At 61.2% G+C, this 18183-nt stretch carries 18 protein-coding genes, 4 tRNA genes and 1 pseudogene; 11 read left to right on the top strand and 12 right to left on the bottom strand.

The features are described 5' to 3' along the window. Position 1 precedes the first annotated feature (1 nt). From T3A99_RS14745 to yacG, 3 genes are read left to right on the top strand one after another with little or no spacing between them, the layout of a single operon-like run. Entirely contained in the window at positions 2–871 is an 870-nt protein-coding gene (locus T3A99_RS14745; RefSeq protein WP_047229861.1) for a prepilin peptidase, read from the top strand. A gap of 11 nt (positions 872–882) precedes the next feature. Further along, positions 883–1506 carry a dephospho-CoA kinase gene (coaE, locus tag T3A99_RS14740; RefSeq protein ID WP_047229862.1) on the top strand — a complete coding sequence of 208 codons (624 nt, stop codon included), beginning with the start codon at positions 883–885 and terminating at the stop codon, positions 1504–1506. Further along, the gene (gene yacG, locus T3A99_RS14735; RefSeq protein ID WP_047229863.1) at positions 1503–1703 is read left to right on the top strand and encodes a DNA gyrase inhibitor YacG; all 201 of its coding nucleotides are present in this window, start codon (positions 1503–1505) and stop codon (positions 1701–1703) included. Before coaE ends, yacG begins: the two co-directional genes overlap by 4 nt. 32 nt (positions 1704–1735) lie before the next feature. Here yacG and T3A99_RS14730 read toward each other — a convergent pair whose 3' ends face one another. Both T3A99_RS14730 and T3A99_RS14725 read right to left on the bottom strand, forming a co-directional pair. Continuing rightward, the gene (locus T3A99_RS14730) at positions 1736–1951 is read right to left on the bottom strand and encodes a hypothetical protein (RefSeq protein WP_092402997.1); all 216 of its coding nucleotides are present in this window, start codon (positions 1949–1951) and stop codon (positions 1736–1738) included. Positions 1952–2014: 63 nt separating this feature from the next. Next, the gene (locus tag T3A99_RS14725) at positions 2015–2701 is read right to left on the bottom strand and encodes an energy-coupling factor ABC transporter permease (protein WP_047229865.1); all 687 of its coding nucleotides are present in this window, start codon (positions 2699–2701) and stop codon (positions 2015–2017) included. Between the two features lie 145 nt (positions 2702–2846). Between T3A99_RS14725 and T3A99_RS14720 the strand changes: the two genes are divergently transcribed. The 4 genes from T3A99_RS14720 to T3A99_RS14705 are packed head-to-tail and all read left to right on the top strand — an operon-like array spanning position 2847 to position 5582. Continuing rightward, the gene (locus T3A99_RS14720; RefSeq protein WP_047229866.1) at positions 2847–3473 is read left to right on the top strand and encodes a DUF1780 domain-containing protein; all 627 of its coding nucleotides are present in this window, start codon (positions 2847–2849) and stop codon (positions 3471–3473) included. Then, the gene (locus T3A99_RS14715; protein ID WP_107322954.1) at positions 3470–3997 is read left to right on the top strand and encodes an MOSC domain-containing protein; all 528 of its coding nucleotides are present in this window, start codon (positions 3470–3472) and stop codon (positions 3995–3997) included. The genes T3A99_RS14720 and T3A99_RS14715 overlap by 4 nt, the downstream gene beginning before the upstream one ends. Before the next feature lie 52 nt (positions 3998–4049). Then, positions 4050–4223 (top strand): DUF3094 family protein, encoded by a 174-nt coding sequence (locus T3A99_RS14710; RefSeq protein ID WP_076386361.1) that lies wholly within the window; start codon positions 4050–4052, stop codon positions 4221–4223. 60 nt (positions 4224–4283) lie between these two features. Then, entirely contained in the window at positions 4284–5582 is a 1299-nt protein-coding gene (locus T3A99_RS14705) for an NAD(P)/FAD-dependent oxidoreductase (protein ID WP_047229869.1), read from the top strand. A 157-nt stretch (positions 5583–5739) separates the two neighbouring features. On the opposite strand, the gene T3A99_RS27900 is transcribed toward T3A99_RS14705, so the two are convergent. The 9 genes and pseudogenes from T3A99_RS27900 to rluD form a co-directional block, all read right to left on the bottom strand. Further along, the gene (locus T3A99_RS27900) at positions 5740–6603 is read right to left on the bottom strand and encodes a methyl-accepting chemotaxis protein (RefSeq protein ID WP_409078026.1); all 864 of its coding nucleotides are present in this window, start codon (positions 6601–6603) and stop codon (positions 5740–5742) included. Continuing rightward, positions 6595–7365, bottom strand: a pseudogene (locus T3A99_RS27895) (MCP four helix bundle domain-containing protein); the annotation flags it as partial. The pseudogene T3A99_RS27895 and the gene T3A99_RS27900, both read right to left, overlap by 9 nt. A 144-nt stretch (positions 7366–7509) precedes the next feature. Continuing rightward, a tRNA-Pro gene (locus T3A99_RS14695) sits at positions 7510–7586 on the bottom strand. Positions 7587–7680: 94 nt separating this feature from the next. Next, positions 7681–7756: transfer RNA gene (locus tag T3A99_RS14690), tRNA-Lys, on the bottom strand. A 5-nt stretch (positions 7757–7761) separates the two neighbouring features. Beyond that, positions 7762–7838: transfer RNA gene (locus T3A99_RS14685), tRNA-Pro, on the bottom strand. A gap of 7 nt (positions 7839–7845) precedes the next feature. Continuing rightward, a tRNA-Asn gene (locus T3A99_RS14680) sits at positions 7846–7921 on the bottom strand. A 316-nt stretch (positions 7922–8237) separates the two neighbouring features. Beyond that, positions 8238–10802, bottom strand: a complete 2565-nt coding sequence (clpB, locus tag T3A99_RS14675; RefSeq protein ID WP_047229871.1) for an ATP-dependent chaperone ClpB — start codon at positions 10800–10802, stop codon at positions 8238–8240. A 130-nt stretch (positions 10803–10932) separates the two neighbouring features. Further along, positions 10933–11658, bottom strand: coding sequence for a peptidoglycan editing factor PgeF (gene pgeF, locus T3A99_RS14670; protein WP_107322956.1), 726 nt, complete (start codon positions 11656–11658; stop codon positions 10933–10935). Then, positions 11655–12617: a 23S rRNA pseudouridine(1911/1915/1917) synthase RluD gene (rluD, locus tag T3A99_RS14665; RefSeq protein WP_047229873.1), complete on the bottom strand. Its 963-nt coding sequence runs from the start codon at positions 12615–12617 to the stop codon at positions 11655–11657. The genes pgeF and rluD overlap by 4 nt, the downstream gene beginning before the upstream one ends. 151 nt (positions 12618–12768) lie before the next feature. Between rluD and T3A99_RS14660 the strand changes: the two genes are divergently transcribed. The 4 genes from T3A99_RS14660 to T3A99_RS14645 all read left to right on the top strand — a co-directional run bounded on the left by T3A99_RS14660 (position 12769) and on the right by T3A99_RS14645 (position 17067). Next, positions 12769–13785 (top strand): outer membrane protein assembly factor BamD, encoded by a 1017-nt coding sequence (locus tag T3A99_RS14660; RefSeq protein ID WP_047229874.1) that lies wholly within the window; start codon positions 12769–12771, stop codon positions 13783–13785. A gap of 123 nt (positions 13786–13908) precedes the next feature. Continuing rightward, a complete protein-coding gene (locus T3A99_RS14655) occupies positions 13909–14142 on the top strand; it encodes a PP0621 family protein (RefSeq protein WP_047229875.1) in 234 nt (77 codons plus the stop codon). Further along, on the top strand, positions 14132–15724 hold the full coding sequence (locus T3A99_RS14650) for a two-component system sensor histidine kinase NtrB (protein WP_322834507.1): 1593 nt from the start codon (positions 14132–14134) through the stop codon (positions 15722–15724). Before T3A99_RS14655 ends, T3A99_RS14650 begins: the two co-directional genes overlap by 11 nt. Then, a complete protein-coding gene (locus T3A99_RS14645) occupies positions 15721–17067 on the top strand; it encodes a sigma-54 dependent transcriptional regulator (protein WP_322834506.1) in 1347 nt (448 codons plus the stop codon). The genes T3A99_RS14650 and T3A99_RS14645 overlap by 4 nt, the downstream gene beginning before the upstream one ends. 50 nt (positions 17068–17117) lie before the next feature. Here T3A99_RS14645 and T3A99_RS14640 read toward each other — a convergent pair whose 3' ends face one another. Continuing rightward, a complete protein-coding gene (locus T3A99_RS14640; RefSeq protein ID WP_076386373.1) occupies positions 17118–17483 on the bottom strand; it encodes a DUF6124 family protein in 366 nt (121 codons plus the stop codon). Positions 17484–18183 lie beyond the last annotated feature (700 nt).

Here is an 18183-nt window from a genome sequence, read left to right as displayed (position 1 = left end):
CATGCCCCTGACCGAATTTTTCGCGCTGTATCCCCTGGCCTTTGTGCTCGCCGCGTTGTTGCTCGGACTGATCATCGGCAGTTTCCTCAACGTCCTGGTGTGGCGCCTGCCCAAGATGCTCTCGCGCGAATGGCGGCTGCAAGCCCATGACTTGCTGGGCCTGCCCGCCGAAGCCCCTGGCCCGGTCTACAACCTGATGCTGCCGCATTCCCAGTGCCCGCACTGCGGCCACCGCATCCGGGCCTGGGAAAACATTCCGCTATTGAGTTACCTGGCATTGCGCGGTCGTTGCTCCAGTTGTGCCGCGCCCATCGGCCGGCGCTATCCCCTGACCGAACTGGCCTGCGGCATCCTGTCGGCGTTCGTCGCCTGGTATTTCGGCTTTGGCTGGCAGGCCGCAATGGTGATGGTGCTGACCTGGGGCCTGCTGGGCATGAGCCTGATCGATGCCGAGCACCAATTGTTGCCCGACACCCTGGTGCTGCCGTTGTTGTGGCTGGGCTTGATCGTCAACAGCTTCGGGTTGTTCGTCCCCTTGAATCAGGCGATGTGGGGCGCCGTGGCCGGCTATCTGGCGCTGTGGTCGGTGTTCTGGGTGTTCAAATTGATCACTGGCAAGGAAGGCATGGGCTACGGGGATTTCAAGCTGCTGGCGATGCTGGGCGCCTGGGGCGGCTGGCAGATCCTGCCGCTGACGTTGCTGTTGTCATCGCTGGTGGGCGCCGTTATCGGGGTCATTGTGTTGCGCCTGCGTGATGCACCGACATCGACGCAAATCCCCTTCGGGCCCTATCTGGCCATTGCCGGCTGGATTGCCTTGCTCTGGGGTGGTCAAATAACCGACTTCTATTGGCAGTCTGTCGGTTCCTAATGTCGATTTCAATGAATAGCCCCGCAGAAAAACCCTGGATTCTCGGCCTGACTGGCGGTATCGGCAGCGGCAAAAGCGCGGCGGCCCAGCACTTTATCGACCTGGGCGTACACGTCGTCGACGCCGATCACGCGGCGCGCTGGGTGGTCGAACCCGGACGCCCGGCGCTGGCCAAGATCGCCGAACATTTTGGCCCCGGCGTATTGCAGGCCGACGGCACACTGGACCGAGCGGCCCTGCGCCAACTGATTTTCGAAGATGCCGAGCAACGCCGCTGGCTCGAGGCGCTGCTGCATCCGTTGATCGCCGAGGAAATCGCTCATCATCTGGCCCAGGCACAATCACCCTACGCGATTCTGGTGTCGCCGCTGTTGATCGAGTCCGGCCAGTACGCCATGACCCAGCGGATCCTGGTGATCGATGTGCCGGAACAACTACAGATCGAACGCACCTTGCAGCGCGACAAGACCAGCGAGCAACAGGTCCAGGCGATCCTCAAGGCCCAGTCCAGCCGTCAGGATCGCTTGAGCCATGCCGACGACGTGGTGGTCAATGACCGCGACCTCGCCTGGCTGCACAGCGAGGTCGAGCGCCTGCATCACTTTTACCTTACTTTGCGTGGAGGCCAGTCATGAGCCAAACCCCAACCGTTGATTGCCCAACCTGTGGCGCCCCTGTGGAATGGAGCCCGGAAAACACCTTCCGGCCCTTCTGCTCCGACCGCTGCAAACTGATCGACCTGGGCGCCTGGGCGTCGGAAGAACACAAGATCCCGGTCAGCCCCGATGCCGAGGACGACCTGTTCAGCGAAGAGTTCGAGCCTCGCCACTAGGGAGCCATGAGTTTCCCCACCGCGTTGTCGCCTTAAGGCCGCATGAAGCCGTAGTCCTGTTCATCGTCGAGATTCTCCGCCAGGAAACTCAGTTCATCGGCCAGGTCTTCAACACTGCGCACCGCCTTGCTCTGCTGCACGATCGCACTGAGCAAGGCCCGCAGGCTAAGGCCCGGGTCGAAGCCGATTTCCACTGCCGCGTCCTGGCTGCGCCTGATCTCTTGTCTCGCCCACTCATAAACACTCATGGTTGTGCTCCTGGAATTTTTCCAGAGCATGAAGCGCACCCGGCTGCTCAGCCTTGATGTGAATCAAGGCTTGTCGTCATCCTTCCAGGGGGCCGACAGATAGCGCGTACGGTTAAAGGTCTCCAGCCATTCGGGGCTGAACACCACCAACGCACTGACCACCATGCCGTTGATAAACGCCTCGGGAAAGATGATCAGCCAGAGGTAGCCGATGAAATCTTCCAGCCAGTAAGGCATGGCGAACACTCCGTCGTACCACAGCAGGCCAAGCCCCACCAGCAGGCACAACAACGCCGAAAGCGCGGCGGCGAGAAATCCCGAACAGAAGATGTACACGAACAGATTGCGCGGTTGGGCGCGTTCCACCAGGATCGCGCAGCACTCGGTGACCAGCACCGGCAGCAAAATCAGCAACGCACCGTTGATACCCACCGCCGCCATGTCCTGGCGTCCCAGCAGCACCAGGGCCAGCTGGGCGCAAAGGCCGCCGAGAATCGCCAGCGGCCAGTCCAGCAGCAGTGTCACGGCGGTCATGCCGATGAAGTGATACGAGACGCCGGTATCGAAATCCCGTCGCACCAGCCACAACATGAACACGGCCAGGACTGTGCCGAACAGCAAGTGCTGGCGACGGCTGTCGGTGAACAGCTCCACCCATGGCGCCCGTGCTACGGCCCAGGCCAGCACCGGCACATAAATCAGCCAGCCGACCGTCAACGTCTGCGCAGACAGCAGTTCGGCACCGATCATGGCGCTACTCCTCTGGCTTGTCCTTGCATCAAAGACTCCATGATCACCTCAGGATTCAAGCCAGCAGTCTACACCCCACCCTTAACCGGCCATAAATCAATGCAACGCTTCCAGCTTGTCGCAATTGAACGCTAAGCTTGGGCTCATGGATGATTCCGATTATTTACGCCTGCTGACCATCGCGGCCGAGCAAGCCAACGCCTTTCTCTCCAATGCCCGCAAATGGGAGCGTGAGCGTTGGGTCTGCCAGCGTCTGCTGCAAGGGCTGAACGTACCCTATCGCGCCGACGAGTTCGCCCCTGCGGGAGAGCCGCCGGACGTATTGTTTCGCGATGCCAACTTCGAGGTGTTTTTTGTCCTCGACGAAGGCCGTCGCCTCAATGACGAATGGCGCGACGAGCTGCAGCGCCGCCGTAGCGCTTTCTCCCTGAGCCAACTGGTGCGCCGCGAAGCCAAGCCCCGACGCATCCCGGCCAATGAATTCCTGCTGCGCCTGGCCCCGACCCTGCGCAAGAAAGCCCACAACTACACCGAACGCGGCATGGATCTGGGGGAGCTGGACATCATCGCCTTCGCCAGCCTCAAGCGCGAGGTGCTGGACCTCAACAGCCATTTCCCGCCGCCGACCGAATACCTGCGCCAGGGTTGGCGCTCGCTGTCGCTGGTGGGGCCGACGTTTGCCCGGGTGCTGTTCGCCCATCCCGATGCGCCGGATTTCCTGCGCAGCAATCTGGGGCGCAGCATCGTGTTCGATGTCGGGATCAGCCTGTGAGCCCACTGCAGGAACTGATTGCCGCCGTGCCCCAGCAAGGCCGCGTACGCTGGATAGGCGTGCGACCCCAGGGCCATGCACCCATGATTGAACTCGACGCCGTGGAGGCCCGTCTGGAGGCCGGCCTGACGGGCGACCATGCCCGTCCCGGCGTGCGCAATGCACGGCAAGTCACCTTGATTCAGTGGGAACACCTGGCCGTGATCGGTTCACTGATGGGCCGCCCGGTGGATCAGCCGGTGTTGCCGCAAGAGCTGCGACGCAACCTGGTGGTCAGCGGTATCAATCTGTTCAGCCTCAAGGGCCGGCGCTTTCGCATCGGCCAGGCCATCTTCGAAACCACCGGCTGGTGCCAGCCGTGCGCGCGACTGGAGCGTAACCTCGGCGAAGGGACGTTCCAGGCCGTGCGCGGCCATGGCGGAATCACCGCACGGGTGTTAAAAAGTGGAATCATTCGCCTGGACGACAGCTTGAGTGTCGAACCTGTTCCGGCGAGCGGCTACGCTGCTTTCAATGCCGGATAGCCAGACGCTGTAGCGTCTATACCTTTCGCAACGTCTACCTGCCGAGGCCTTTATGACCAGCCGCCTGAACCCGGAAGACCAGAAGCATGTCGAAGAGTACCTGCAACTGTCCCAGCACCGAGTCGAGCGCCGGCCTTTCCGGCCGTGGATGCTCCTGGTGGTGGTACTGGCCATCACCATCGGCCTGGGCCTGTTGAGCCGACTGATCAGTTACCTGACGCTATGAGCCGCTTGATGCTCGCGCGGGTAACGGCACCGATTTCCTTTAGCCTTGCGAGATATCCCCATGACTCATCGTATTGTCATCGTTGGCGGCGGCGCCGGCGGTCTGGAGTTGGCTACCCGTCTGGGTAAGACTCTGGGCAAGCGCGGCACGGCCAGTGTGATGCTGGTCGACGCGAACCTGACCCATATTTGGAAACCGCTGTTGCACGAAGTGGCTGCCGGTTCCCTGAACTCCTCTGAAGACGAACTCAACTACGTCGCCCAGGCAAAATGGAACCATTTCGGGTTCCAGCTGGGGCGCATGAGTGGCCTGGATCGCGAGCGCAAGAGCATCCAACTGGCCGCCACCTATGACGAGGCGGGCCTGGAACTACTGCCGGCTCGTGAACTGGGTTACGACACTCTGGTGATCGCCGTCGGCAGCACCACCAATGACTTCGGCACCGAAGGCGCGGCGCAGCATTGCCTGTTCCTCGACACGCGCAAACAGGCCGAGCGTTTCCATCAGCAACTGCTCAACCATTATCTGCGCGCCCATGCCGGGCAAACCGACGTGGTCGAACGCATCAGCGTTGCCATCGTCGGCGCCGGGGCGACGGGGGTTGAACTGGCGGCCGAGCTGCACAACGCCGCCCATGAGCTGGCAGCCTATGGCTTGGACCGGATCAAACCGGAGAACATGCACATCACCCTGATCGAAGCCGGACCGCGGGTCCTGCCGGCCTTGCCGGAGCGCATCGGCGGCCCTGTGCACAAGACCCTGGAGAAACTTGGGGTCAATGTCATGACCAACGCCGCTGTTGGCCAGGTGACAGCCGACAGCCTGATCACCGTCGATGGCAAGGTCATCGACGCGAGCCTGAAAGTCTGGGCCGCCGGGATTCGCGCCCCGGACTTCCTCAAGGAAATCGACGGTCTGGAGACCAACCGGATCAACCAGCTGCAGGTGCTGCCGACGCTGCAGACCACCCGTGACGAGAACATCTTCGCCTTCGGCGATTGCGCCGCCTGCCCGCAACCCGGCAGCGATCGCAACGTTCCGCCCCGTGCCCAGGCCGCGCATCAGCAAGCCTCGCTGCTGGCCAAATCCCTGAAACTGCGGATCGAAGGCAAGGCCCTGCCGGAATACAAATACACCGACTACGGTTCATTGATTTCGCTGTCGCGCTTCTCAGCGGTGGGTAACTTGATGGGCAACCTGACCGGCAGTGTGATGCTCGAAGGCTGGCTGGCGCGGATGTTCTATGTCTCGCTGTACCGCATGCACCAGATGGCGCTGTACGGCATGTTCCGCACGGCCATGCTGATGCTGGGCAGCAAGATCGGGCGTGGGACCGAGCCTCGGCTGAAGCTGCATTGAGTCAGCAGTACTGACATCGAATGATCCACCGTCATCGCGAGCAAGCTCGCTCCCACAGTTGATCGCGGTCATCCTGTGGGAGCGAGCTTGCTCGCGATGGGGGCGGTACAGTCAATACTTGAGCTCGGGCAGGATCACTGTCCGAGCCATCCATCGATCAAACCTGAAACCGCTGCACCATGGTGCGCAATGAATTCGCCAGTTGCGACAACTCATGGCTGGACGCGCTGGTCTGGTCCGCACCGGTGGCCGAGCGCACCGACAGATCCCGAATGTTCACCAGGTTGCGATCCACCTCCCGAGCCACTTGCGCCTGTTCTTCAGCGGCGCTGGCGATCACCAGATTGCGTTCGTGGATCTCGTTGACCGACGCCGTGATGGTCTGTAGCGCCTCCCCTGCCCGCTCCGCCATTGCCAGAGTGCGGGCGGCGCGACTGGAGCTGGCCTGCATCGAATCCAGCGCCTGGGTGGCGCCGCTGCGCATGCCCTGGACCATCTGCTCGATTTCCTGGGTCGATTGCTGCGTGCGATAAGCCAGCGCCCGCACCTCATCGGCCACCACCGCAAACCCACGACCGCTTTCGCCAGCCCGGGCCGCCTCGATGGCCGCGTTGAGGGCCAGCAGGTTGGTCTGCTCGGCGATGGCCCGGATCACGTCCAGCACCTTGCCGATATCCTGCGATTGGTTGGCCAGGGACTGCACCAGGCCGCCAGTCACCTGCACATCACTGGCCAGGGCGCCGATGGCGTCGACCGTGTCGCTGACCCGCTGCTGCCCAAGGGACGCCGACTCACTGGACTGACGCGTGGCATCGGAGGTGGAAACCGCATTGCGCGCGACTTCCTCCACGGCGGTGGTCATCTCGGTGACGGCGGTGGCGGCCTGTTCAATTTCGTTATTCTGCTGTTGCAGGCTGTGGGTGCTATCGACCGTGACCGCGTTCAGCTCATCGGCGGCGGTCGCCAGTTGGGTAGCTGAGCCGCTGATGCCCTGCAAGGTTTCACGCAGGTTCTGCTGCATGGTCGCCAGCGCCTTGAGCAAGCGGCTGACTTCGTCGCTGCCGTGGGTCTTGATCGGTCGGGTCAGGTCGCCTCGGGCGACGTTTTCGGCGGCATTCAACGCCTCGCCCAAAGGCTTGACGATACTGCGAGTAAGCAGCATGGCCAGGGCCACCGTCGCCAAGGCGGCGAGCACAATGAACAGGCTGACGATCATCCGGGAATTGACGTAGTGTTCCTGGGATTTCTGGCTCTCGATGGAGACTTGTCTGGAGAACAGTTCCGCCAGATCGTTGAGCTGTTTGCCGGAACCGTCCACCACGGTCTTCATGTCCACCAGCAGCAGCTTGATCAACTCGTCCCGACGCCCCTGCTCTGCCAGGGCGAAGGATTGGGCGATGCCCGTGCGGTAAGCGGCAAAGGTTTGCTTGAACTGGTCATAAAGCGCCTTGCCTTCAGGCGTGATGACGAGCTTTTCGTAACTGGCGATTTTTTCGCTCAGTTCTTTGTCGCGGGTGTCCATTTGCCCACGGTACACCGGGATGTTCTTCGGGTCCTGGTCCAGGGCCATGCGCAGGGAAATGGTGCGGATGCGCAACATCAATTCACGGATCTCGTCACCGCCGCGAATACTGGGCAACCACTGGGTTTCTACCGCGACTTCACTGTCACGGATACTCGACATCTGTCCTAGCGCAAACACCCCGAGCAACGCCACCAGCACGGCGATCAAAGCGAAACCCAACGCGGCACGGGGGGCGATATTCAGTTGACGAAGAACCATGGGGAGCGCCTTTTTTATTTTGGCCTGAAGTGGGGCCATGCCCCTGTCGGTGGGTTATCGGCAGGTTGTACGATGACTTAAGGCAATCTGCTTTATCGCAGGCAAAAAAAATCCCCGTATCTTTCGATACGAGGATTTTTAATATGGTCGGGGTAAGGGGATTCGAACTCCTGACATCCTGCTCCCAAAGCAGGCGCGCTACCGGACTGCGCTATACCCCGGTAAAAAAAAGGCGACCTTCGCAAGTCGCCTTCCTCGATCAGCGCTTTTGGCCTCTGATCTTAAGATTCGATTCCAGCGAACTGGTTTCAAAAATGGTGGGTCGTGTGGGATTCGAACCTACGACCAATTGGTTAAAAGCCAACTGCTCTACCAACTGAGCTAACGACCCAAAAATGGTCGGGGTAAGGGGATTCGAACTCCTGACATCCTGCTCCCAAAGCAGGCGCGCTACCGGACTGCGCTATACCCCGATTGAAATGGCTCCGTGACCAGGACTCGAACCTGGGACCCAATGATTAACAGTCATTTGCTCTACCGACTGAGCTATCACGGAACTGATATTTCAAGTTACTGCTATTTGAAGCTACAACATTGAAGCCAGCTTCAACCTCTTCTACCCGTTCGCATCGCTGCGTTCGTGTGTCTGAGGCGCGCTATTCTACAATCTTAAAAACCTCTGTCAACCCCTTAAATTGCTTTCAAGACAATGATTTGCAACTTATTTCGGGTTGCTTCTCACAGAGAAGTGGCCCTTGGGGGTGACGTACTGCGGGGCGCACTTTACAAGCCTTTTCCTTTGAGTTCAACGGCCTGATGAAAAAAATGGCCTCGCAGTGCGAGGCCATTCCAATCACCCGATCCGCAGGCTTTCAGTTGAAGACGATTTCGTCGTTCTCCACCGTGCCGGTCACGGTTTCGCCCGGCATGAAGCGCCCGGACAGAATCAACTGTGCCAGCGGGTTTTCGATCCAGCGCTGGATGGCACGTTTGAGTGGCCGCGCGCCATAGACCGGGTCATAACCCACCGCGATCAGCTTATCCAGCGCCTCGTCACTCAATTGCAGCTTCAGCTCGCGCTCGGTCAGGCGGCTGCGCAGACGTCCCAGCTGGATCTCGGTGATGCCCGCGATCTGATCACGAGCCAGCGGCTCGAAGATCACCACTTCGTCCACCCGGTTGATGAACTCCGGTCGGAAGTGAGTGGAGATTGCATCCATCACCGCCGCGCGTTGCGCCTCGCGATCACCCACCAGCTCCTGGATCTGCGCCGAGCCCAGGTTGGAGGTCATCACGATCACGGTATTGCGGAAGTCCACCGTGCGTCCGTGGCTGTCGGTCAAACGACCATCCTCCAGCACTTGCAGCAGGATGTTGAACACATCCGGGTGGGCCTTCTCGACTTCATCGAGCAGGATCACCGAGTACGGCTTGCGTCGCACAGCCTCGGTCAGGTAACCGCCCTCTTCATAGCCGACATAGCCCGGTGGTGCGCCGATCAGCCGCGCCACGGAATGTTTCTCCATGAACTCGGACATGTCGATGCGCACCATGGCCTCTTCGGTGTCGAAGAGAAACTCGGCCAGCGCCTTGCACAGCTCGGTTTTACCGACACCGGTCGGGCCGAGGAACATGAACGAGCCACTCGGACGGTTAGGGTCCGACAGCCCGGCTCGAGACCGGCGCACGGCGTTGGAAACCGCCACTACCGCTTCTTCCTGACCGATCACGCGCTGGTGCAGCAGGCTTTCCATCTTCAGCAGTTTGTCGCGCTCGCCTTCGAGCATTTTCGACACCGGAATGCCGGTCCACTTGGAAACCACTTCGGCAATTTCTTCTTCGGTGACCTTGCTGCGCAGCAACTGGTTTTCGCTCTTGCCGTGCTGGTCGACCATTTGCAGACTGCGCTCCAGATCCGGGATCACCCCATACTGCAGCTCGGCCATGCGGTTGAGGTCGCCTTTACGGCGGGCCGCTTCCAGTTCCTGGCGGGACTGTTCGATCTTTTGCTGGATCTGCGCCGAGCCCTGGACTTCGGCTTTCTCCGAATTCCAGATTTCCTCGAGATCGGAATACTCGCGCTCGTGGCGAACGATCTCTTCCTGCAACCTTTCCAGGCGTTTCTTCGCCGCTTCGTCGCTTTCTTTCTTCAAGGCCTGGGATTCGACCTTGAGTTGAATCAGGCGCCGCTCCAGACGATCCAGCACTTCCGGTTTGGAATCGATTTCCATGCGGATGCGGCTGGCGGCTTCGTCGATCAGGTCAATGGCCTTGTCCGGCAACTGACGGTCGGTGATGTAGCGATGGCTGAGCTTGGCCGCCGCAATGATCGCGCCATCGGTAATCGCCACCTTGTGGTGAACCTCATAGCGTTCTTTAAGGCCACGCAGGATGGCAATGGTGTCTTCTTCGCTGGGCTCTTCCACCAGCACTTTCTGGAAACGCCGCTCCAGCGCCGCGTCCTTCTCTATGTATTGGCGGTACTCGTTGAGCGTTGTCGCGCCTACGCAGTGCAACTCACCACGGGCCAGCGCAGGCTTGAGCATGTTGCCGGCGTCCATCGAGCCTTCGCCCTTGCCCGCGCCGACCATGGTGTGCAATTCGTCGATGAACAGAATGATCTGCCCTTCCTGCTTGGACAATTCATTGAGCAAGGCTTTGAGCCGCTCTTCGAACTCGCCGCGGTACTTGGCACCGGCGATCAACGAACCCATGTCCAGGGACAACAGTCGCTTGCCCTTGAGGCCATCCGGCACTTCGCCATTGATGATGCGCTGGGCCAAGCCTTCGGCGATGGCGGTTTTACCCACGCCAGGCTCACCGATCAGCACCGGGTTATTCTTGGTGCGACGCTGCAGCACCTGGATTGTGCGGCGGATTTCGTCGTCACGGCCGATCACCGGGTCAAGCTTGCCCTCCTCGGCACGCTTGGTCAGGTCGACGGTGTATTTGTCCAGCGCCTGGCGGGACTCCTCGTGGTTGGCGTCGTTTACCGCTTCGCCGCCACGCAGGTTGTTGATGGCATTTTCCAGGGCCTTCTTGCTCACGCCCTGGCCGAGCAACAGCTTGCCCAGCTTGCTGTTCTCGTCCATGGCGGCAAGCAGCACCAGCTCACTGGAGATGAACTGATCGCCCTTCTGCTGGGCCAGGCGGTCGGCCTGGTTGAGCAGGCGCGCCAGATCCTGGGACATGTTCACGTCCCCTGTCGGATTCTGGATCTTGGGTAGCTGGTCGAGCTCTTTGGCCAGCTCTTTACGCAGGCTGCTCACGTCAAAGCCCACCTGCATCAGCAGTGGCTTGATGGAGCCGCCCTGCTGCTCGAGCATGGCTTGCATCAGATGCGCCGGCTCAATGCCGGGATGGTCCAGGCCGACAGCCAATGACTGGGCATCGGACAGGGCCAATTGCAACTTACTGGTTAAACGGTCAATACGCATGGGTCACCTTCCTTTTGAGCAGGCCGGACCTTAAAAACATCCTGAATGAAGAAACCTGCCAGATACCGCTATAGATGTGGACGATTCTGGAAGATTCAAGCAGTGCGCTATTGATACAGATCAGAGAAGTCTAGCGATCGAGCCAGATCAGGGAGGCGAAGCGACCGGTACGCGAGTTGCGCCGATAGGAAAAGAAGCGTGGGTCGGTCACCGTGCACTGGCCGCCACCATAGACCGCCGTGACACCGCGCGCCGCCAGCCGTTGGCGGGCCAGTGCATAAATATCGGCCAGGAACTTGCCGGCAGTGTCGCCAGGCACGAAGGCGTCTGCCGCCCTAGGCAGTTGCGCCATGAACGCTTCACGCACCTCTGGCCCCACTTCAAAGGCTTGCGGACCGATGGCCGGGCCGAGCCAGGCGAGGATTTCGTCGGCCGGGACCTGGAGACTGTCGAGAGTCGCTTCCAGTACGCCGTTGGCCAGCCCGCGCCAACCGGCATGGGCTGCCGCGACGCGGGTGCCGGCACGGTTGCAGAACAGCACCGGCAGGCAGTCCGCCGTCATCGCCGTACAGGCGATACCCGGTGTGGCGGTCCAGCTGGCATCGGCGATGGCCACCTGAGCCGGATCAGCCTCGACCACGGTAATACCGTGGACCTGCTGCAACCAGGCCGGACGAATGGCAAATCGATCGGTGAGGCGGCGACGGTTCTCAGCGACGGCCGTGGGCTCATCGCCCACATGGTCGCCCAGGTTGAGGCTGTCGAACGGCGCCAGGCTGACGCCGCCGGTACGGGTAGTGACGCAGGCCTTTACCCAGGCCGGCGCGGGCCAGTCGGGTATCAGCCAGTCATTCATCCGATGAACGCCTCGCGGTCCTGCTTGAGCAACGTCAGCAGCCAGACGAAGTCATCCGGCAGCGGCGATTCCCAGCTCATGCGCTTGCCGGTGGTCGGATGATCCAGCTCCAGGAAACGTGCATGCAGCGCCTGGCGCGGGAAGTTTTTCAACGACTCGACCATGGTGATGCTCGCGGCCGGCGGAATGCGGAAACGTCCGCCATAGGCCGGATCGCCCACCAACGGGAAGTTGATGTGGGCCATGTGCACGCGGATCTGGTGGGTACGACCGGTTTCCAGCTTGACTCGCACATGCGTATGGGAACGAAAACGCTCCAGCACGCGGTAGTGGCTGACCGCCTGCTTGCCGCCTTCCATCACCGCCATGCGCTGGCGCTGCTGGCCGTGACGACCGATGGGGGCGTTGATCTTGCCGCCGGCGGTGACCACGCCGATCACGATGCATTCATAAATGCGGCTGACGCTGCGACTTTGCAGCTGTGTGACCAGTTGTGTCTGCGCCTGAATAGTCTTGGCCACCACCATCAGACCGGTGGTGTCCTTGTCCAGGCGGTGCACGATGCCCGCGCGGGGCACGTTGACGATGTCCGGCACGTGGTGCAACAAGGCGTTGAGCAGGGTGCCATCGGCATGACCGGCGGCCGGATGCACCACCAGGCCCGCAGGCTTGTTGATCACCAGGATGTCGTCGTCTTCATAGACGATGTCCAGGGCAATGTCCTGGGCGACCCATTCTCCCTGGGCCTCCTGCTCGGCAGTCAGTTCGAGGATGGCGCCGCCATGGACGATGTCGCGCGGGCGGATCACCGCCCCATCCACAGTCAGGCGGCCGTCCTTGATCCAGGCGGAAAGGCGCGAGCGCGAGTGCTCGGCGAAGAGTTGTGCGGCGACTTGATCGAGGCGTTGGCCGCCCAATTCGGACGGCACCTCTGCGCGAAGTTCTATTTTATCGGACATGCTCGGACTAGGCGTCGGCACAGCCTTTGGTTTCGGCTGCGCGCTTGTGGTTAAATACGGCGTCTTTTGCCCCGAGGCTTCTCAACGGGGCGCTCATCATAACAGGACGGCCCCGCCCAAGACAGCGGCCGTCATAGGGACGCAAGCCGCCATGCAAGTGAAACACCTGCTGCTGATCGCCATCCTCGCATTGACTGCTGCTTGCTCGTCGAAGGAAGTCGTAGACGAAAACCTGAGCGAAGTCGAACTGTACCAACAGGCGCAGACCGACCTGGACAACAACAGCTATACCAGCGCCACGGCCAAGCTCAAGGCCCTGGAGTCGCGGTATCCGTTTGGTCGCTATGCCGATCAGGCCCAGCTGGAGCTGATCTACGCCAACTACAAGAACGCCGAGCCGGAAGCTGCGAAATCCGCCGCCGAGCGCTTCATTCGTCTGCATCCGCAGCACCCGAACGTCGATTACGCTTACTACCTCAAGGGCCTGACCTCCTTCGACCAGGACGTCGGCCTGCTGGCGCGCTTCCTGCCGCTGGACATGACCAAGCGGGACCCGGGCGCCGCGCGCGACTCCTACAACGAGTTCGCCCAGCTGACCAGCCGTTTCCCCAACAGCCGTTATTCGCCGGACGCCAAGCAGCGCATGATCTACCTGCGCAACCTGCTGGCCGCCTACGAAATCCACGTGGCTGACTACTACCTGACCCGTCAGGCCTACGTCGCTGCCGCCAACCGTGGCCGCTACGTGGTGGAAAACTTCCAGGAAACCCCCTCGGTGGGCGACGGCCTGGCAGTGATGACCGAAGCCTACCAGCGCCTGCACCTGGACGACCTGGCCGCCACCAGCCTGGAAACCCTCAAGCTCAACTACCCGGATCACCCGTCCCTGGAGGATGGTCAGTTCACTCCACGAGTTGACGAGGCCGACAACCGTTCGTGGCTGAGCAAGGCGACCCTGGGCCTGATCGAATCCCGTCCACCTCTGCCGCCGGGCGAAACCCGCGCCAACCAGGACGTTCAGCGCCAGTTCCAGGATGCCAAGGAAGCCATTCCAAACGAGCTCAAGCCCAAGGACGAAAATGGCGACGTGCTCGAAGAAGAAGAGCCTGAGAGCGAATCCAGCGATCGCTCCTGGTTCAGCTACATGACCTTCGGCCTGTTCGACTGAGGCCAGGTGTCAGCAAAAGGGAGGCCCGCGGGTCTCCCTTTTTTGTGCCTGGATTTTATAGCGCTGTGCGCCGTTCCTGTCCTTGGCTAAACTGCCTGATCATTAGCCAAAAAGCCGCCCATCATGCTTCGTTTACTGTTCTGGATCGCCCTGATTGCCGCCGCGATATGGTTGTGGCGCAAGTTCAAGGGGACCTCTGCCGCGCCGAACTCCCCTCGGGAACAGGACGCACCGCCCATGGTCCGTTGCGCCCATTGCGGCGTGCACCTGCCGCGAGATCGGGCACTGGCCCTCGAACAACAGTGGTATTGCAGCCAGGCTCACCTCGAGCAAGGCCCGGGCACTCGTGACCGCTGAGCAAGCCTCAAGCCCTCGCGTCAAACAGGCGCAGCGCCTGCTGCGTCTCTATCACCTGTACCGTCTAAGCATCGGCATCACCCTGGTGCTGCTGATCTCCAGCAACATGGACAACCGCCTGCTGGAGTTCGCCAACGACGATTTGCTGCGCAGCGGCAGCTGGTTGTACCTGGTGCTGAATATCCTGCTGGTGGTGTTTCTTGAAAATACCCGCCGCCCAGCCCGGCTGTTCGGCCTGGCTCTGACCGACGTGCTGTTGTTGTCGTGGCTGTTCTACGCTGCCGGCGGCGCCCCCAGCGCCATCGGCAACCTGCTCATCGTCTCGGTGGCCATCGGCAATACGTTGTTGCGAGGCCGAATCGGCCTGTTGATTGCCGCTGTCGCCACGCTGGGCATCGTCGGATCGAGCTTCTTCCTTGACCTCAGCGATTCGAGCCGTCCCAGCAGTTATCTGCAGGCCGGTACCCTGGGGGCCTTGTGTTTTGCCGCCGCGCTGCTGGTGCAAGGCCTGACCCGACGCCTGGAAGCCAGTGAAATCCTCGCCGAACAACGGGCCAGCGAAGTAGTCGGTCTGGAAGCGCTCAACGCACTGATCCTGCAACGCATGCGCACCGGCATCCTGGTGCTCGATCGCCAGCGCCGGGTGCAATTGGCTAACGAAAGCGCATTGAACCTGTTGGGCATGCACGACCTGGTCGGCCAGCGGCTCGACGACTGCTCCGGCGCCCTGGTGGAGCGGCTACAGCTGTGGTTGAACAACCCCAGCCTGCGTCCGCAAAGCCTGACCATTAACGGCACCGGCCTGACCTTGCAACCGAGTTTCATTGCCCTGGGGCATCACGATCAGCATCAGATCCTGGTCTTCCTCGAAGACCTGGCCCAAGTGGCCCAGCACGCCCAGCAGTTGAAACTCGCCTCCCTGGGGCGCCTCACCGCCGGTATCGCCCATGAAATCCGCAACCCGTTGGGGGCGATCAGCCATGCGGCGCAATTGCTGCGCGAGTCCGAGGAACTGAACAGCGCGGATCGGCGTCTGACGCAGATCATCCAGGATCACTCCCAACGAATGAACCGCGTCATTGAAAACGTCCTGCAACTGTCCCGCCGCCAGCAGACCACGCCGCAGCGCCTGGATCTGCGGATCTGGCTCGACCAGTTCGTCCGACAAGCCCGGGAAAACGCGGCTGAGCATCAGCACTTGCACCTGAGCATCGACCCGGGTGACTACCTCACGCTGATGGACCCCGATCAGTTGACCCAGGTGCTCGACAACCTCCTGCGCAACGCCTGGCGTCACAGCGCGATGGCCCATGAAGAGGCCGAGGTCTGGCTGAAGCTGTTCATCGACCCCCACAGCCAGCTGTCCACGCTGGACATTATCGACAACGGCCCCGGCGTGACACCGGACCAGCAAGCGCATTTGTTCGAACCTTTCTTCACCACCAGCAGCCAGGGCACCGGCCTTGGGCTCTATCTGTCCCGTGAGCTGTGCGAAAGCAACCAGGCCCGCCTAGACTTCAAACCACGCCAAGGCGGCGGCTGCTTTCGCATCACTTTTGCTCACGGACGGAAACAGATTTGACTACGCGCTCACGGCAACGAATCCTGATCGTCGATGACGAACCGGACATCCGCGAACTCCTGGACATTACCCTGGGCCGGATGAAACTCGACACCCGCAGCGCCGAGAACCTTGCCCAGGCCCGGGCCCTGCTGGCTGAAGACACCTTTGACCTGTGCCTGACCGACATGCGCCTGCCCGACGGCACTGGCCTGGAGCTGGTGCAACATATCCAGCAACGCTACCCGCAATTGCCCGTGGCAATGATCACCGCCTACGGGAGCCTGGAAACCGCCATCGACGCCCTCAAGGCCGGCGCCTTCGACTTCCTGACCAAACCGGTCGACCTGGGTCGGCTGCGTGAGCTGGTCACCAGCGCATTACGCCTGCCGTCGGTCGCCATCCCGGCGGCGTCCATCGAGCGCTGTCTGCTGGGCGATTCCCCGCCGATGCACAACGTCCGCAAACAGATCGAAAAACTCGCTCGCAGTCAGGCGCCGGTCTACATCAGCGGGGAATCGGGTTGCGGCAAGGAACTGGTCGCCCGGTTGATCCACGAGCAAGGCCCACGTTCCGGTCAGCGTTTTGTGCCGGTCAACTGTGGGGCGATTCCCACGGAGCTGATGGAAAGCGAGTTTTTCGGCCATCGAAAAGGCAGCTTCAGCGGCGCCATCGAAGACAAACCCGGACTGTTCCAGGCCGCTCACGGCGGGACCTTGTTCCTTGACGAAGTGGCCGACCTGCCCCTGGCGATGCAAGTCAAATTGCTGCGGGCCATCCAGGAAAAAGCCGTGCGGGCCGTTGGTGGCCAGCAGGAAGAAGTGGTGGATGTACGAATTCTTTGCGCCACCCACAAGGACCTGGACGCCGAAGTCACCGCCGGGCGCTTTCGCCAGGACCTGTACTATCGACTCAACGTCATCGAACTGCGCGTCCCGCCGCTGCGCGAACGCCGCGAAGACATCGAATCGCTCGCCAATCATACCCTCCAGCGCCTGGCCGCCAACACCGGCAGCCCCGCGGTCAAGCTCCATCCCCAAGCCCTGGACGCCCTTCGAAACTACCGCTTTCCGGGCAATGTTCGGGAACTGGAAAACATGCTCGAACGCGCCTACACCCTTTGCGAGCACCAGTTGATCGAAGCCCACGACCTGCGCCTGGCCGAGGGCATCAGCACCGCCGACGCGGGCAGCCCCGACCTGATGCGGGTCGATAACCTGGAAGACTATCTGGAGGACGTCGAACGCAAACTCATCCTCCAGGCTTTGGAGGAAACCCGCTGGAACCGCACGGCGGCGGCCCAGCGGTTGAAGTTGTCGTTTCGGTCGATGCGGTATCGGTTGAAGAAGTTGGGGTTGGATTAAAGCGCGGTCCTGGTGCTCCTACTTACCCCGTGTTTGCCTTGGCAGCTCTTCTAGCCTTCCGCCACCGGCACCCGCTCATCCAGCACACGGTTGGCCAACAACTCGCTCAGCTCAATCAACTGTTGCACTCCCAATGCGACATGCCGTCGCGAGCCTTCGAGTTCGAAGGCCAGGTCGCTGACGGTTGCGTTGGCTGAGGCCAGGGTTTCGCTGAGGTTGGCGAGCAGGCATTCGGTGTCGATGCCATCCACCACGGCGAACAGTTGGGTTGAGGTTGGTTTCTTTTTGGTTTCGGGCTTTGGGCCGAGGTAATAGTCGAGGGCGCGCTGGGCGGCTTCATCGAGTTTTTGAGAATCGAGCCCGCCATGGGCTGACGAGGGATCGGTTTCGGGGGGATTGGGTGTGACTTTGATCATCGTGCATCTCCAAGTTTTGGAGCTGCCACCGATCGCCGCGACGCGATTGGAGGTGGTAGCTGTACGCAGGTTCGCGGACCGAACTTGGAGCCTCCGGCATACCCGAAGGTATCCCACGCACAGCCAACCATGACAGAACGACAAATACCGAAGCCCTGTCGTCGTCTGGAATTATGCACCAAGTTAGCGGGCCGCGACGCCCGGTCGCTGAATTGGCAGCGACGGAAAAAGGTTAGCCAGAGTTCTTCCCACCCGGCAACCGCCAGAACTCGTCGGAAAATTCGGCTTGAATTAGGGGCTTTGTCCGACCATTCCCACAAATTCTGGTTGGCTGTCAGGCTGCCTTCGTGAGTGTGTATATCCGTTTCTGCGGTAACGGCTACTTAGGGTTCCGCCCTTACGGCGGCTCACTTTTGAACAGCGCAAAAGTAAGCAAAACGCTTCTGCCCCACCACTCGGCACCTCGCTTAGGCTCGGTGTGCCCTCACTCCGGCATTGCTCCGTGGGCCCGCCGCGAAGGGCCATCCATGGCCCAGCGCGGCTATCCCGGCATCCATGCCGGGATGCCCACTCCACAATGCCTGCGTTCGGCCAGCGTGGTTAACGGGGCGCCGAGATCAACGTCCTCCGCGAGGCGGCCTGACAGCCGGCCTGGTTTTGGGCGAACGCGTTTCTCCTGTGGGAGCGAGCCTGCTCGCGA

The organism is Pseudomonas sp. N-137 (assembly GCF_034555295.1).
Classification (GTDB): domain Bacteria; phylum Pseudomonadota; class Gammaproteobacteria; order Pseudomonadales; family Pseudomonadaceae; genus Aquipseudomonas; species Aquipseudomonas rhizophila.
Note: the sequence above shows the minus strand (reverse complement) of the source record. Positions and strands in the feature narration are given on the sequence as shown.

Excerpts from the sequence above, each read along its gene's own strand:
- T3A99_RS14655 (WP_047229875.1), top strand. The coding sequence starts at position 13,909 with ATGCTTCGTTTACTGTTCTGGATCGCCCTGATTGCCGCCGCGATATGG.
- T3A99_RS14730 (WP_092402997.1), bottom strand. The coding sequence starts at position 1,951 with ATGAGTGTTTATGAGTGGGCGAGACAAGAGATCAGGCGCAGCCAGGAC.
- T3A99_RS14710 (WP_076386361.1), top strand. The coding sequence starts at position 4,050 with ATGACCAGCCGCCTGAACCCGGAAGACCAGAAGCATGTCGAAGAGTAC.
- T3A99_RS14725 (WP_047229865.1), bottom strand. The coding sequence starts at position 2,701 with ATGATCGGTGCCGAACTGCTGTCTGCGCAGACGTTGACGGTCGGCTGG.
- T3A99_RS14705 (WP_047229869.1), top strand. The coding sequence starts at position 4,284 with ATGACTCATCGTATTGTCATCGTTGGCGGCGGCGCCGGCGGTCTGGAG.
- T3A99_RS14660 (WP_047229874.1), top strand. The coding sequence starts at position 12,769 with ATGCAAGTGAAACACCTGCTGCTGATCGCCATCCTCGCATTGACTGCT.
- T3A99_RS14745 (WP_047229861.1), top strand. The coding sequence starts at position 2 with ATGCCCCTGACCGAATTTTTCGCGCTGTATCCCCTGGCCTTTGTGCTC.
- coaE (WP_047229862.1), top strand. The coding sequence starts at position 883 with ATGAATAGCCCCGCAGAAAAACCCTGGATTCTCGGCCTGACTGGCGGT.
- T3A99_RS27900 (WP_409078026.1), bottom strand. The coding sequence starts at position 6,603 with ATGCAGCAGAACCTGCGTGAAACCTTGCAGGGCATCAGCGGCTCAGCT.
- T3A99_RS14640 (WP_076386373.1), bottom strand. The coding sequence starts at position 17,483 with ATGATCAAAGTCACACCCAATCCCCCCGAAACCGATCCCTCGTCAGCC.
- pgeF (WP_107322956.1), bottom strand. The coding sequence starts at position 11,658 with ATGAATGACTGGCTGATACCCGACTGGCCCGCGCCGGCCTGGGTAAAG.
- rluD (WP_047229873.1), bottom strand. The coding sequence starts at position 12,617 with ATGTCCGATAAAATAGAACTTCGCGCAGAGGTGCCGTCCGAATTGGGC.
- clpB (WP_047229871.1), bottom strand. The coding sequence starts at position 10,802 with ATGCGTATTGACCGTTTAACCAGTAAGTTGCAATTGGCCCTGTCCGAT.
- T3A99_RS14720 (WP_047229866.1), top strand. The coding sequence starts at position 2,847 with ATGGATGATTCCGATTATTTACGCCTGCTGACCATCGCGGCCGAGCAA.
- yacG (WP_047229863.1), top strand. The coding sequence starts at position 1,503 with ATGAGCCAAACCCCAACCGTTGATTGCCCAACCTGTGGCGCCCCTGTG.